This window comes from Bacillus sp. RE35, from assembly GCF_052146655.1.
Classification (GTDB): Bacteria; Bacillota; Bacilli; order Bacillales; family Bacillaceae_G; genus Bacillus_A; species Bacillus_A cereus.
In genome coordinates this window covers 5,332,762-5,347,816 of sequence record NZ_CP197377.1, presented here as the reverse complement: position 1 = coordinate 5,347,816, position 15,055 = coordinate 5,332,762, and the positions used below count along the sequence as shown (strand labels likewise).

Genomic DNA, 15,055 nt, shown 5'->3' with positions numbered 1-15,055 from the left:
ATGCGAGATTAAATTTAGGAGAGAAGATATGAAAGAAAAAGAGCGTTTAATTATAGAATCGGCTATGAAGTTATTTGCTACTAAGGGTGTAAATGCGACATCAGTGCAGGAAATTGTGACAGCTAGTGGTATATCTAAGGGAGCTTTTTACTTATATTTTAAATCGAAAGATGAGCTTTTATTAGCGACACTTCGATATTATTATGACAAAATCCAAAAGAAAATGCTGGATATTGAACAAGAGCCTTTATTACCACGTGAAAAATTTGAAAAGCAATTATACTTTCAGTTTACTGATGTGCAAAAACATAAAGAGTTTATTATTATGCATGCAAGAGAAAATGCCATTCCGTTTAATAAAGAAGTGGAAGAATTTATGATGCGGATGAAGTTAGAGTCTCATGCATTTTATCGGAATAGTTTATTGTCCATTTATGGTGAAAAGGTTATGCCATATTTATTGGATTTAGTAATTATGGTAGAAGGTATATGCCATGGTTATTTACAATTGATTATTTTAAATGAACCAAAAATTGATTTCATTCATGTTGCCTCATTTATTTTAAAAAGAGTAGACGATTTAGTAGAAGGGCTTCTAGAATCTTCGGAAGGGCCTGTTTTAAATGAAGCAAAAATGGGAGAATTTTTTTGTAGCTCAGAGCTTATTAAAGAACAAGTAAAAGAGCATTTTTTAAATGAAATTATTATATTAAAACGAACATTAGCAGACCAACTAGAAAATGATGAGGTTTTAGTTACTTTAGATGTTTTAGAATCCGAAATGAGAGTGCCAAATCCAAGGATTCCAGTTATTCGAGGGATGTTAGCGAATTTAGAAGCGTATAATGATTTGAAGGATTTTAGATTGAGGTTAGCTCGATATTACTATATAAATTGAGACTTTAATCAGTGGGATTTCATTCCCACTGATTAAAGTTGAAAATAGTATTTATTTTACATTTTGAAATTTATACATGTCACCATAAACGTTGGTGTCGTTGTATATAAACAATACAATATCTGCATTTTGTTCTTCTAGTTGCTGTTTCACACTTTTTCCTTGCGTGTAACGAGGGTCAATAAAAGTTGTTTTAGCAAAATTACGTGCGAATAAAGGATATGTAGCATCAGCATACGAATCTTTTAAGATAACAAGGTGTAAATCATTGTCTGCCTTTGTATTAATGATGTTTATTTCAGGGAAATCTGTTTGATAAACATTAGCATATCCAGGAGCAGGAACATCTTTTTCTTTTCCGTAAAACTGAGTCATTGATTCTTTAGCGGTATTATCTTTAATAGCACCGTAGTAAACTGTGTAGTCGTCCCAAGATTCACCGAAATTATAGCGGACATATGGGATTTGTACGGATGAAGTATCAATTAAGCGGTACAATTGATTATTCCAGCTACCAACAAACTTTCCTTTCGGTTTTTCCCAGTTAATAGTGTAGTCGTCTTTCTTTATTGGTTGTCCTTTATATTTATTTGAATGAGAATTAATAAAGTTCATCGTATCCTCATATGCATAAAAGGCACCTTCCATATTCCAATGATGATCTGTAGTTAAATACATTCGTTCTAGTTTTTCTTTAGTAAATCTTTCTTTAAACATTGGTAATACATCAATAATAGGGAATTTCGTTGCTGTCAATTTCTCAGCAAGGTGATCCCTAAGAATTTGTTCGTAACCAAGGTTTAGGTAAGAGGGAAGCTTATACTGTAACGCTGTCTGCTTACTAGGAACTAAAGAGAAATAGAATTCTGTTTGTGGAAAATCTTTTTTCAAAGTTTTTAATTCCTGAACACCAGCATCAACATCATTTAAATGATTTTCCATATTAGGTCTATTAAAAATAAATTGATCGTTTGTAACATGAATGTTATTTACAAATGTTCGATTCATAGAGAGTTGGAATTTTATATAGCTTTCAAGAAAGAGATCCCTAGGTCCAACATGGTCTGTAAAGTATGTTTCGATACCCTTGAATAACTCTCCAGTCTTTATAGTAGAAGCATTTACAGCAGGTCTAATAGCTAAGTTCCTGTTTTCAAATTCAGAAAATGTTTTTTTATCTATAAGGATAACTTTTGCTGTCCAAATACCCACCCCAAAAATAACTGTAAGGAACCCCATTATTAAAGTGAGGTTTTGAAATTTTTTCATAGTGAACCTCCTTTAAAAACGGAAATAAATAAATGGATTATAAGTTGCATTTGTTAGGAATACTAAAACAATGACTAGAATACTTAAATAATATACTGGCGATAAAACAGCAAATCTTTTTGTCGATAACATTTTTTGTAACCATGGGAATACGGGTGCTGCAGTAATAATAGCTAATAAGAAAATTCCCCAATAATTCATTATATAGAAGTAACTGTTAATATCTGTTAACGGACTGTTAAATCCGAACATGGATTTTAGGAATTCAAAGCAATAACTGAAGTTATCTGCACGGAAAAACACCCATCCAATAATAACTAAAAACATCACGTAAATATGTTGAAGAGGACTCCATAATTTTTGAAGCAGGTTTTCGAGTCCAGCTTTTTCAAGTGCAATTAGAATTCCGTAATAAATACCCCAAATCATAAAGGTCCAACTAGCACCATGCCAAAAACCGGTTAGTCCCCATACGATGAAGAGGTTACGATAAACTTTCCAAGTTGTAACGCGATTTCCTCCAAGTGGAATATAGACATAATCACGGAACCAAGAACCGAGCGAAATATGCCAACGACGCCAAAATTCAGAAATGGATTTTGAGATATATGGATAATTAAAGTTTTCTAGAAAATCAAATCCAAACATCTTTCCTAATCCAATTGCCATGTCACTATATCCAGAAAAATCAAAGTAAATTTGTAGCGTATAGGCAATGGCTCCCATCCAAGCTAATGATACACTCATATCAGAAGGATTCATTGAGAAGATTTCATCGGCTATAACACCTAATTGGTTAGCAATTAAAACTTTTTTACCCAAACCAATAATAAATCGGCGGACACCTTCAGAGAATTTGCCGGCATCAACAGTTCGCTGGTGTAATTGGTGAGAAATTGTATTATAACGAACAATTGGTCCTGCTACTAACTGTGGAAATACAGTAAAGTATAAGGCCAAATCAAAGATATTTCGTTGAGCATCGACTTTTTTCTTATAAATATCGATAATATAACTCATCGCATGGAACGTGAAAAATGAAATACCAATTGGTAAAGGTATTTTTTCAAGAACAATATTGGTATGTAAGATAGAGTTAATATTATCTACTAAAAAGTTTGCATATTTAAAATATCCTAAAATAGCGATGTTCATTACAATTGCAAACGTTAGTAATAATTTTCTTTGACCATTTGTGAAGCGACTATTCCCTAATAAAATCCCAAACCAATAGTTAACAAGGATAGAGAATAGCATTAGAAAAACATAAATGGGTTCGCCCCAAGCATAAAATACTAAACTAAAAAATAATAAAACTATATTTTGTAGTTCTTTGCGTACAGCATAATAAATTAAGAGTACGGCAGGTAAAAATAAACATAAAAAGACAAGGTTACTAAATACCATTTTAATTAATTCCTTTCCTATTTTATCTAAATAATACCAAAAATATCATTTAAATGTAATCATTAAAAAACTAGGATATTATTAACGTATTTAATTTTTTTATATTGTGAGAGATATAAAAAATCCTTGTTTATAAAAAAAGGCCGTCCCAAAATATTTTTAGGAACGGCTTTTTTACTGATAGGAAATAATTTAGTTGTTTTTTTCTGCCCACTCTTCAACATCCCAAACCTTTGTAATCCAATCTTTATAGAATTCTGGTTCGTGACATACAAGAAGAATAGTCCCTTTATATGCTTTCATAGCCTTCTTAAGTTCTTCTTTTGCTGTAACATCAAGATGGTTTGTCGGCTCATCAAATAGTAGCCAGTTACTTTCCTCGCCCATTAGCTTACATAAACGAACTTTTGCTTGTTCTCCACCACTTAATTGACTTAATGGGCGAGAAATATGTTCATTTTTTAATCCGCATTTTGCTAACATCGCACGAATTTGATGCTGGTCTAGGCCAGGGAATGTATTCCATACATCATCAATTGGTGTTATATTATCAGCTTTAACTTCTTGTTCAAAGTATGCAGGCTCTAAGAAGTCACCAAGACTTGTTTTACCGCTTAAAGGTTTAATTTTACCTAAGATTGTTTTTAGTAACGTTGATTTACCAACACCGTTACATCCAACAATAGCAATTTTTTCACCACGTTCAATCGTCATTGATAGCTTTGGTAGTAGCGGATGTGTATATCCGATTTCTACATTTTCACCTTCAAAGACGAAGCGACTACTTGCACGACTTTCTTTAAATGAGAATTCCGGTTTAATTGCTGTTTCCGGACGATCAATAAGCTCCATGCGATCAAGTTGTTTTTGACGACTCTTTGCACGACCTGTCGTTGAATAACGAGCTTTGTTCTTTGCAATGAAGTCTTCTTGCTTTTTGATAAACTCGCGCTGTTTTTCATAAGCGTTTATATGTTGATTTTTATTGATTTCTGCTAGTTCTAGGAATTTTTCATATGTCGCTGTATAGCGTGTCATTTTTGTGAATTCTAGATGGAAAATAACATCAACACATTTATTCATAAATTCCGTATCATGAGAAATCAATAAGAATGCATGTGGGTATTCTTTCAAATAATTTGTTAACCAATGAATATGTTCAACGTCTAAATAGTTAGTAGGTTCATCAAGCAATAACACTTCTGGCTGTTCAAGTAATAGCTTTGCAAGCAATACTTTTGTACGTTGTCCACCACTTAGTGCTGAAACATCACGATCTAAACCAATTGCATCAATTCCAAGACCACGTGCAGCCTCTTCAATTTTCATATCTAGTAAATAGAAACCACCTGCTTCAAGTGCATCTTGTATTTCTGCCATTTGCTCAAGAAGTTCTTCTAGTTCTTCTGGTGTAGCAGTTCCCATTTTTTCTGTAACTTCATTTAAAGCTTTTTCCTTTTCGAATAACGGTAAAAATGCATCCGCTAGTACGTCACGGATTGTACGCCCAGGCGTTAAAACAGTATGCTGATCTAAGTAGCCATAATGTGTGCCCGGTGTCCATTCTACGCGACCTTGGTCATGAATAAGCTGACCAGTAATGATATTCATGAATGTTGATTTACCAACACCGTTTGCACCAACTAATCCAACGTGTTCACCTGCTAATAATCGCATAGATACATCTTTAAATAATGTACGATCGCCAAATGTATGTCCTAATTTTTCAACTGTTAATAAGCTCATAGTATCCTCCGTCCAACTTGAAATAGTACCTTGAATCATGATACTAAATTCTTTCATATAATGCCATCATTTCAAAATGTATATTTTTTCAAAAGAAGTGTTTGTAAATGTTAGTATATAAAAAAGTTACTTCTACCTACAGAAGTAACTTTTTGGTTATGCCTTTTGTTTAACTTCACTAACTTTCTTTTCAGCTACAATAAAATGCGGTCTACGTTTTGTTTCATAATAAATACGACCGATATATTCACCAATCACACCTAGGAATATGAGTTGAATACCGCCAATAAATAGTATAGCGGAAATGAGAGTAAAGTAACCAGGAACTTCCACACCACCAAGGATGATTTGAACGAACGTAGTGATTACGTATAAAAGTCCTAAAATGGTTGTTAGTAATCCGAGATATATAGATAGACGTAACGGTTTATTATTGAATGAAATTACACCATCAATTCCGTAATTTAATAATTTCGAGAAGGTCCATTTACTTTCTCCATCAGAACGTAATACATTTTCATATTCAATGATTAATTCGTTATAACCAATCCAAGAGAATAAACCCTTTGAAAATCGGTTGTATTCACTTAAAGACACTAAAGAATCCACTGCTCTTCGACTTAAAAGTCTAAAGTCACCAATACCATCTACTAATTCAATATCTACAAACTTATTCATCACCTTATAGTAAAGACGAGAGACGAAAGAGCGAACAGGTGAATCACCAGTTCTTGTTCTTTTTGCAATGACTTGGTCGTAGCCTTCGTTATATCCTTCTAACAGTTCTTTTATTAACGTAGGAGGGTGTTGTAAGTCAGCATCCATAATAACAATTGCATCGCCTGTAGCATATTTTAAACCAGCTAACATTGCAGCTTCTTTTCCGAAGTTTCGACTAAATGATATATAGTGTACCGATGAATCTGCACTAGCTAAATCACGTAAAATATTTAATGTATCATCTTTACTACCATCATTAACAAAAACAAATTCATAATCGGTAGTTAATTTATGAATTTCAAGAGAAGTCTCTGAATAAAAGGCACGAAGCACCTTTTCTTCATTGTAGCATGGTACTACTATTGAAAGGGTCATGTTAGGACCTCCTTAGGTGTAATTTTAAAGTGGGCATGAAGTAAAAGTGAAGCAATCATCTTCAACTTTTACTTCACTTCATTTTAATACCTTTTTTTAAAACGACTTTTTAATTTTGAATATCTTTTCGTATCTCCAAGAACTAGAAGCGAGATGCAAATGATAAATGAAATGATAGAAATAACGAGACCCATTTTGAAATAAGGTGTGACGTATTTCATTTCAACTACATGTTGCCCTTTGGAAATAGGAACGCCAATAAAGGCGGAATTAGCCTTCGTAAATTCGGTTTCTTTACCGTCAACTTTTATTGACCATCCTTTACTATATGGTACCGATAAATATAGTAATCCATCTTTAGTGGAATTAATATCACCTTTTAAGGAGTTACCTTCATAGTAAATGTTTTGTAGGCTATTTTCTTTTAAAGTATTTACTTTTTTCGGGACAGTCTGATAGTTAGTACTGTTGATTTGTAAATCTTTCAACTCATATTGACCAGGAGTAGGAATAGAAATGATTAGCTCGGTTGGCTTTGCATCTTTTCCTAAGTTGTAAACAAATCTTTCTAACGGATAAGCATAAGCTCCATCTTCATTACCTTTTATCATAGATTTGTCATTCACGGTAACCCCAAATGATTCCTTGTTTATATTTCTAATTTTAATTTCAACAAGAAGATCACCTAACATATCGTTATTATCAATAGGTACTATTATACGCCCATTTTCATGAACAGTGAGTATATCTTTCTCTTTCTCTATATTTTCCCACTTCATTTTATTTGGATTAATCTTAATTTGTTTTGAATCTAGCTGTTTTGTATTAAATTGTTTTAGTGGGAGACTTCCAACATCATTTACAACTACAGCATCTAATAAAAGTTGATCTTTCTCGGCAAAATTAAGTTTTGAAAAGTCTTCATCACTTATTCCAGCTTCGTATACATAGCCTAATGGTAGTGCAAATTCATTTTTATAAATGTTGTAAGGACCTACTTGTTGTAAATGCGTATAGCCATAAGGAATTTCGGTTTTATTAGCACCTTCACTTAGTACATAATATTTTACCCCTAGCATGTTCTCAAGGAATAATCGTTTATCTAACTGGAAGAACATAGATGGGCTATCATATCCTTGGAAAACATTGTACTTATTCTTCATAAAGTCATGAATATGATAATTGACTAAGCTTTGATAAGTACTTGTACCATGATAACCTTGCAACATCGGCGTATTTTTATAATTATTGTTTGGATTGATAATTCGATAAAAATCTTTATCTTGATTTTGTATATAACGAATTGCGTCAATTTCATCCTTATTATCAAGACCTGGCCCGTGTAATGATTCTTTTGTCACGCCTGCTTGATTAAAGTGTTTACTAAGAGCAAAATCTGAATAGAAGTAATTAATAAATATTACATTGACGAGTACATTTAATACAATGAAACATTGTAAGGCTACTTTTGATAAATAGCGCCATAGTAATATGGTAATAATAGATAATACAGTAATGCAAATTAAAATGTTATCAATCGTTTGTAGTGGCTGTGCGTTTATATTTACTTTTCTATAGAATGCGTAAATAAATAATGCTGTTGCTAGTAAAGGACCTATTAAATAATTGACCTTCTTTTTGTGGAGTAGCATCCAATCTAAAATGTAGGCAACAGTTTGCGCAACCACAAATGCAAATAAGTAAAACCATCTGTGTTGCATGGCAGAAAAGCCATTAAATACGGAATACGTATATGGAAGCATATATAGCACTAACATAAACCCAGTAAAGAGTAATTTATTTGTGACAAGTTTATTGCGTATTAGAAGCGCGCTAGTAATAAGGAAGAGGATGAAAACAGGGAATGCAAGCTGATACTCCTCTGTATTATTAATGAAAAAGATACTTTCCATTAAGTTTTTATAAAACGTATCTTCAAAAAATAACGGTATAGTAAATTTTGTAGCGAGTCGATCGGAACTAAATACACCATTTACAGATGGTATAAAGCAAACAGCAGATAAACCTAGTGATAAAGCATATAGAAAAGAAATTCTAATATAATAAATTATAAATGTTTTAATTGTTTTGTTCTGCTGTGTAGCGAAATATTGGAAAAAGGCATAAATATAGATAAAAATACTAGTAATGAAAGCGAAATAGAAATTTGATGCAAGCATAAGTGCTGTTGCAAACAGGAATAATCCTTTTTTTCGCTCTAAAATATATTTATCTAATCCCCATATTACTAAAGGTAAAAACACTATAGCATCTGCCATGAAATCCCATAATAAAGAATGGCGAATGAAAGTTATACATCCTCCATATATAATGGCAGAAATGAAAGAAGAAAAAATAGTTTTATTGTGATAACGTAAAGAACCATACATGAATAACATAGCTAATGTACTTTTTAAAACACTCATATATAGTTTCAGCTCAAAGATTTGATCAAAATTTAGTTTAGGAAGTAGAAGCGTAAGCCAGAAAAATGGTGCTGTACTATAGTAATAACTAAATTCTCCGAATAAATCTCCACCTAAGCCATAATCCCAAGACCAAAATAAATTTCCATCTTTAAATGCGTGTTGTAAAAGGAATGTAAAGAAACTGAATTGTGATAATGCATCTCCCGTACTAGAAAATACACTGTCTGATTTTAGGAAAAAGTAATGAAAAGCAAATGCACATATTATTAATAATGGAATAATAATAAGTGTGCTTTTAGTGAAAAATGTTCTTTTATTTACTTCTGAAGTCATTAAATAAATAAGCCTCCTTAAATGCAATTGCCACATTCTTCATCTCTAGTTATCTTTTTAGGATGAAGAAAAACTATGTATGAATCGGCGATTTTTAATAGTATTAATAAAGTGTTTATTTGTGTAATTTATAGTAAATTTAGGGTGTTTGTAGTTAATATTTACATGAAGAATTAACTATGAATTACCTTAATAATAGGTGTTTTACATCTAGTGCTGTTCGTTTCCAAGTATAATCATTCCAGAAAGGCAAGTCAATTTAAGATATAGATTGAAAAAAGGCCATTTTCTAAGTGAAGAAGATAAAAATAAAAACTTCAAATTTAATTTGAAGTTTTTATTTTTATTTATTTTCGAGCCAGCTTTTTATTTATAAATCCTAAAATCAATCCTCGTATTTGTGGATCGATTGCAAGACCGATAATCCCGTATAATATACCAGTAATTGTTAAAGCAACTAGTGGCGGTAAGGTAATTAATATTGTACGGTATAGAATATAGCTTAATATAAAGGCTAAGGTATTGAATATAATCCCTTTAAATAGTAACGAGAAGCCTTTACGAACAAATAGAGTGAATCCGATCAATAACGTAATCTCGGTAAGGATAGCGGCAATAGCGGCTCCCATCATTCCGAACTGACTACCTAAGACGATGTAACTTATAATGGCAGTAGCTAGTCCGATTCCCATTGTTGTTGCACGTTTCCATTGTTGACCAATGGTCGTTAAATTATCAGCAAGTGGATAGTTAATAGATTGTAAAATGACCATAAAGGCTAAAATGGCAAGAGCATCACCAGCTGGCGCATACTCTTCGCCTAATAAAGTAACAATCCAAAAACTTGGGTCAGCGATAAATGGAATGGAGATTCCCATCCCTAAGAAAGACATTAGTTTTAATTCAAACTGAGATAGTTTTCTATGTTCATCAATATTCTTTTCATTTCCAAAAGTAAATAATTTTGGATAGAAGGCTGCTGCAATTACACCAGGTATTTGATAAAGGACTGCAGGTATTTTCGATGCAGCTCCAAAGAATCCAACTTGCTCATACGTCGAAACTTTTTCTAATATAATAGGGCCTAACTGTGGTAAAAGCATAATAATAATGCCATTGATTGTGAAAATCAGCAGTTGATCTAAAATCCCTTTGTCCCAGCCCTTATGAACTGTCGTATGGCGGAGTACCATTATGAAGGCGATGACTCCTGTTACAAGACTAGATATCCCATACATAGCAGCGACCGTCATAAGTGACCATTTCAACGACATTCCTAGTAGAAGCGCAGCTGCGGCTGTTATACCTTGTAGTACAGAAATAATCGCTGTAAATTGCATACGTTCTGTTACTTGGAAATAAGCCATTCCAACGCCTTGTAAAGTTGCTCCAAACATTGTTGGTAGTACAACCCAATATACCATGGCGCGTAAGTAGGCATCAGTATAGAAGAACTGAGCAAAAATAGCGAAGAGTACAGAAATTACGACAGCTAATACGAAACGAATGCGTAAATAACTACTGATTAGTACACTAATATTTGCATCCTTTCTCGTTCCTTCACGCATAAACGTATGTGTCAAACCTGCATCTGTGAAATAACAAATAACAGCGGAAACTGCTAATGCAGTTGTAAACATCCCATACTCACCAGGAGAAACGTATCTTGCGAAGAGAATCGTCGCGATAGCAAGTACAAATCGAACAGTAATATTTCCTACAAATAGGTAGGAGGCATTTTTAAGAATCTTATTTGTTTTCATGAGAAAAAACCTTTCTATTCTTTAGGACCTTTTTCGTTTGTCCTATTTGTAAATTTGATTTGTTTACGGAAAGAGAGATGAGTACTATATTTTCAGTTTAAGAAAACAGAAATTTAATTCGCACAAACCAAAGCATTGCATATAGTTTTTTACTACGCTTTCCGTTTTTTGAATAGATTTTACGGCAATATTTCTTTATATCTTTTTTGATTAATTGGACTTGGGTATTATTTAATTGAGAGTTTTCCTTAATGTATATACAAGCATTATTGATAACCGTATAAGGGAATAAATAAGTCTCAAGAATCTCAATAAGTGACTGAGGGTCTTTCGTAATGAAGTCTTGAGATTTATTATGTACCCAGTCTTTCATACGATTGAATACTTCTAGTTCTTTAGTTGTTTTTAATTCGTAATCTTTATATTTAGAAGAAAGATTTCCTTCGGATAAGATTCTATAATATGTTAAATATTCATCGACATAGCATACATTTGTCACACTCATTAGTTTAAATAAAAACTCCAAGTCTTCTCCCCAGCTACATCCTGGTGTAAAACGGATATTATGATTCATTGCGATAGAGCGTTTGAAAATCCAAGTACTTGTTTGAGCAACAACTTGGTGTGTTAAGAATGCTTTTGCCATATCACCTTTAATAAAGTTTGTTGTATGCTCAACCTTTTCGCCTGTTTCTTCGTAGAAATTCATATAACCACAATAGCACGCATCCATGTTGTTTTTATGCATACTCTCGATTTGTTTCTCAATTTTAGTTGGATGCCATAAGTCATCACTATCAAGGAAAGCGACGTATTCCCCGCTAGCATTTTCAATCCCTGTATTACGAGCTACTGAAACGCCTTGGTTTTTTTGGTGAACGTATTTTACTTGCCCCGGATATTTTTCTGCAAGATTTTTTACGATAGAAGGTGATTGATCTTTACTTCCATCATCTACAATTACAATTTCAATGTTTTTATATGTTTGATCCAGTATTGACTGCATTGTTTCTTCAATATATTTTTCTGTGTTATACAGAGGTATGACAACAGAAACAAGTTGTTTTTGTTCCATCATAGAATTTTTATCTCCTCAAATTTTTTATGTCTTGCACCATATATACAAGCCTTTTGAAAGGAAGAAGATTACAAGAACATCTGTATCAGTTTAACGCATATAAACTTTGTAAATCAACTTTCTATTATTGTACTTTGTATAAAAGTATTCATTATAGAATATATTTTCTTGTAAAAATATAGAAATGCAATTTGGAAATTATGTATTTTAAGGGAAAGTATGAAATGTTAAGGCGATTTGCGCTTCGTTTTGCAACTTTACAAGCACATGGTGCAGATTGGACTCTAGCTAGCGATGATATAGGTCATCAAAAAACGGCAACTATTTTATTGGAAACAGGAATGTTGATATATCATGAGATGGATAAACCACCTATTCATATTATGCCAGGTTTTCCAGTGTTTTTAGTTACTGTATTTTACTTTTTTTGTAAATGGCAATAAAGGCCTTTTTGTAGCTAAATTAATTATTATCCTATTAGGGGTACTTATTATTTTACTAATTTATAAGATTGGTACTTATTTATTGAATCCCGCTGCAGGATTAATAGGTACTTTCTTATTAGCCGTGTATCCTCCAGAGATTGTTTTGGAAAATTTAACTTTAACAGAAGGACAGCTTCTATTCTTTTCATTGGGATTATTATATTGGAGTTTAAAATTAGCTGATACTCATAAAACGAAACATTTTCTACTTTTTAGCATTGTACTTACGCCTACAAGTTGCTTTATATCCAATACCATTACTTATATATCTTTTAATGAAGCGCTATCCATTCCACATTGATGAAGCAAGCGATAGTATTTTTTATAATAAAAAATACATGCAAGGAAGGACCTGTGCATGTATGATGAGAAGATTATGTTAAATATTCCAAGGTTTACTTAAAGTTAAAACTTCAGCCATCTCTTTACTTTTTAAACGTCCCTTTTTTCGGTTTTCCGCGCGTTCTAAACCGGTTGTGTGTAACCAATGTTCTTCCTCAGTTTCAGGTAGTACTTGTGGTACCGACGAAGGTTTTCCATCTTTTATTGCTACAAATGTAATGAAGCAAGTAGCAGCAATTCTACGCTCGCCTGCTAATAAATTTTCTGCGATTACTTTTACGAAAACTTCCATTGAAGATTTCCCTGTATAACATACAAATGCTTCATAACAAACAGAATCAGCCTGGTGAATTGGAGTTAAAAAATCAACTGAATCAATAGATGCTGTTACGCAATGTTTACGACTATGTCTTGCAGCCGCAATCGAAGCAATACTATCAATTTCTGCTAATAATTTCCCTCCAAAAAGTGTTTGGTGATTATTTAAATCGTTAGGAAAAACACGTGTTGTCTTAATTGCTTTAGATTCTCGCATGAATTTCTTTTCCATATATTCAGCCCCTATAGTCTGTTTTCAATCAGAATAATATGTGTAAGCGGATTACTCATATTAGATATTTAATGAAGTAAAGTGTATTCCAAAAGAGGATTATTTAAACTTCTGTATTTGTATTCATGTAACTGAAAGAAAATTTATTTTATCTAAAATGTAGTGTAAAAGAGGATTCGCTTACATTGCAAGTAAAAAGTAATGACTATGTATTTGTCATAGAAATTCTCTATCAGCCGTGTACTCATTCATGATAGAATCGTTTTGTTATGAATGGAAATAGAGGTGCAATGGACATATGAATCATATACAAACAAATTTTTCATCTTTCTTTAATAAAATTACAATCGGTGCGATGCTCGCATTTTTTGTTTATAGTTGTTGGGCAGCATTTGAGAAAAGTAAGCAATTTTTTGGAGGAAGTACAACAAGTGTAACAATCATATTAGCAATTTTTATCATACTCATTTTGTTAGTGGCATCAATTCTACAATATCGTTTTACAGATAAACAATTTCTTATTTTTCTTATAAGTATATCTATAGTTGTGAGACTTAGTATGCTGTTATTTGTAGACGCTCCAATAATTGGTGATCTGAAAGTGATGTATGAGTCTGCAAAGCAGATTGCAATTGGTAATAATATAGAGACTGTAACTCATTTGCCTTTTATTATATATGAGTCAGTAATTATTCGTATATTTGGTGATACATTATTCGCTTTACAACTATTTAATGTGTTATTTTGCGCAGGAACCGCATTTTTTATTTATCGTATTGCAGCAATGGTTTTTGGAGAAGAATGCGGTCGTATTGCTTCTATCTTTTATGCTCTGTATATTTCAAATATATTCATGAGTTCCGTATTAACTCCTGAGTCACTTGCAATATTTTTATTTTATTTTGCTTGTTACATACTTTTATATAAAGGATTAGATCATCCTTATATGTGGGTATTTTCAGCGATTTTATTTGCATTTAGTAATATGATTTTCCCAATGGGATTATTTCTTCCTATTTTTATCACGGTATATGTATTATTAATCGAAGTATTTCAATCAGCAACGAAACAAAAGGTGTTACTAAAGATGATAGGGATACTTATTCTATTTTATAGTGCCCATTTTGGTGTGAATTATGGAATTAAGACAATGGGAATGTCACAATATACGATTGCGAATGAGACGTATGTTCAATCTGTTTTAATTGGAAAAACGCAACATGAAGAAAAAATATCGAAAAATCAAAGTGTAACAGAGCATATTGATCAAAAGTTAAAAGAGATTGAGGGAGAAAGATTTAAACTTTTAGAACCGATGATAAATCAGTTTTCAGATGAGGGGATAAATTCTATTCTTTTCAAATATGAAAAACTGATATATATAGCCGTAACATTGTTTATGACTATAGCTCTATTACACTTCCTTATTAAGAAACAACAAAATGAGGGATATATGTTGTTCTTATTTTTAATTAGTGGATACGTATTGTTAAAGCTCTTCCAAGTAGATATGGCATATTACAATGTAATTATGCCAGCATTGTTTATTTTGCAGAGCTTTGGTGTTTATATGAGTTATGTGTATTGTCAAAAAATATTTTTCAGAAAATAAAAAGAATCCATTCTGGATTCTTTTTTTTGATGGAAGATGAAATTTAGT

At 32.3% G+C, this 15,055-nt stretch carries 10 protein-coding genes and 1 pseudogene; 3 read left to right on the top strand and 8 right to left on the bottom strand.

The genetic code is table 11. The annotated features are described in order from the left end of the window. The first annotated feature begins 28 nt into the window (after positions 1-28). The gene (locus ACTL4X_RS27330; protein WP_000659635.1) at positions 29-898 is read left to right on the top strand and encodes a TetR/AcrR family transcriptional regulator; all 870 of its coding nucleotides are present in this window, start codon (positions 29-31) and stop codon (positions 896-898) included. Positions 899-949: 51 nt separating this feature from the next. Here the strand turns inward: ACTL4X_RS27330 and ACTL4X_RS27325 are convergent, their stop codons facing one another. From ACTL4X_RS27325 to ACTL4X_RS27295, 7 genes are all read right to left on the bottom strand, one after another. Beyond that, the gene (locus ACTL4X_RS27325; protein WP_000714499.1) at positions 950-2,167 is read right to left on the bottom strand and encodes an alginate O-acetyltransferase AlgX-related protein; all 1,218 of its coding nucleotides are present in this window, start codon (positions 2,165-2,167) and stop codon (positions 950-952) included. A 12-nt stretch (positions 2,168-2,179) separates the two neighbouring features. Then, positions 2,180-3,574, bottom strand: a complete 1,395-nt coding sequence (locus tag ACTL4X_RS27320; protein ID WP_086401116.1) for an MBOAT family O-acyltransferase — start codon at positions 3,572-3,574, stop codon at positions 2,180-2,182. Positions 3,575-3,766: 192 nt separating this feature from the next. After that, on the bottom strand, positions 3,767-5,320 hold the full coding sequence (locus ACTL4X_RS27315; protein WP_001986897.1) for an ABC-F family ATP-binding cassette domain-containing protein: 1,554 nt from the start codon (positions 5,318-5,320) through the stop codon (positions 3,767-3,769). Positions 5,321-5,476: 156 nt separating this feature from the next. After that, positions 5,477-6,415 carry a glycosyltransferase family 2 protein gene (locus ACTL4X_RS27310; protein ID WP_000175826.1) on the bottom strand — a complete coding sequence of 313 codons (939 nt, stop codon included), beginning with the start codon at positions 6,413-6,415 and terminating at the stop codon, positions 5,477-5,479. A gap of 83 nt (positions 6,416-6,498) precedes the next feature. Further along, complete coding sequence (locus ACTL4X_RS27305; protein ID WP_071740972.1) at positions 6,499-9,177, bottom strand: YfhO family protein; 2,679 nt, start codon at positions 9,175-9,177, stop codon at positions 6,499-6,501. A 347-nt stretch (positions 9,178-9,524) separates the two neighbouring features. Next, the gene (locus tag ACTL4X_RS27300) at positions 9,525-10,940 is read right to left on the bottom strand and encodes an oligosaccharide flippase family protein (protein ID WP_000856146.1); all 1,416 of its coding nucleotides are present in this window, start codon (positions 10,938-10,940) and stop codon (positions 9,525-9,527) included. A gap of 97 nt (positions 10,941-11,037) precedes the next feature. Continuing rightward, complete coding sequence (locus tag ACTL4X_RS27295) at positions 11,038-12,018, bottom strand: glycosyltransferase family 2 protein (protein WP_000970527.1); 981 nt, start codon at positions 12,016-12,018, stop codon at positions 11,038-11,040. Between the two features lie 200 nt (positions 12,019-12,218). On the opposite strand from ACTL4X_RS27295, the pseudogene ACTL4X_RS27290 reads away from it, so the two are divergent. Continuing rightward, positions 12,219-12,821 (top strand): annotated as a pseudogene (locus ACTL4X_RS27290) (glycosyltransferase family 39 protein); the annotation flags it as partial. Between the two features lie 61 nt (positions 12,822-12,882). On the opposite strand, the gene ACTL4X_RS27285 reads toward ACTL4X_RS27290, so the two are convergent. Beyond that, entirely contained in the window at positions 12,883-13,395 is a 513-nt protein-coding gene (locus tag ACTL4X_RS27285; RefSeq protein WP_000412120.1) for an acyl-CoA thioesterase, read from the bottom strand. Positions 13,396-13,693: 298 nt separating this feature from the next. Here ACTL4X_RS27285 and ACTL4X_RS27280 point away from each other — a divergent pair, with 298 nt between their 5' ends. After that, a complete protein-coding gene (locus ACTL4X_RS27280) occupies positions 13,694-15,007 on the top strand; it encodes an ArnT family glycosyltransferase (protein WP_441394969.1) in 1,314 nt (437 codons plus the stop codon). Positions 15,008-15,055: the final 48 nt, after the last annotated feature.

Excerpts from the sequence above, each read along its gene's own strand:
- ACTL4X_RS27295 (WP_000970527.1), bottom strand. The coding sequence starts at position 12,018 with ATGATGGAACAAAAACAACTTGTTTCTGTTGTCATACCTCTGTATAAC.
- ACTL4X_RS27305 (WP_071740972.1), bottom strand. The coding sequence starts at position 9,177 with ATGACTTCAGAAGTAAATAAAAGAACATTTTTCACTAAAAGCACACTT.
- ACTL4X_RS27300 (WP_000856146.1), bottom strand. The coding sequence starts at position 10,940 with ATGAAAACAAATAAGATTCTTAAAAATGCCTCCTACCTATTTGTAGGA.
- ACTL4X_RS27285 (WP_000412120.1), bottom strand. The coding sequence starts at position 13,395 with ATGGAAAAGAAATTCATGCGAGAATCTAAAGCAATTAAGACAACACGT.
- ACTL4X_RS27315 (WP_001986897.1), bottom strand. The coding sequence starts at position 5,320 with ATGAGCTTATTAACAGTTGAAAAATTAGGACATACATTTGGCGATCGT.
- ACTL4X_RS27310 (WP_000175826.1), bottom strand. The coding sequence starts at position 6,415 with ATGACCCTTTCAATAGTAGTACCATGCTACAATGAAGAAAAGGTGCTT.
- ACTL4X_RS27330 (WP_000659635.1), top strand. The coding sequence starts at position 29 with ATGAAAGAAAAAGAGCGTTTAATTATAGAATCGGCTATGAAGTTATTT.
- ACTL4X_RS27325 (WP_000714499.1), bottom strand. The coding sequence starts at position 2,167 with ATGAAAAAATTTCAAAACCTCACTTTAATAATGGGGTTCCTTACAGTT.
- ACTL4X_RS27280 (WP_441394969.1), top strand. The coding sequence starts at position 13,694 with ATGAATCATATACAAACAAATTTTTCATCTTTCTTTAATAAAATTACA.
- ACTL4X_RS27320 (WP_086401116.1), bottom strand. The coding sequence starts at position 3,574 with ATGGTATTTAGTAACCTTGTCTTTTTATGTTTATTTTTACCTGCCGTA.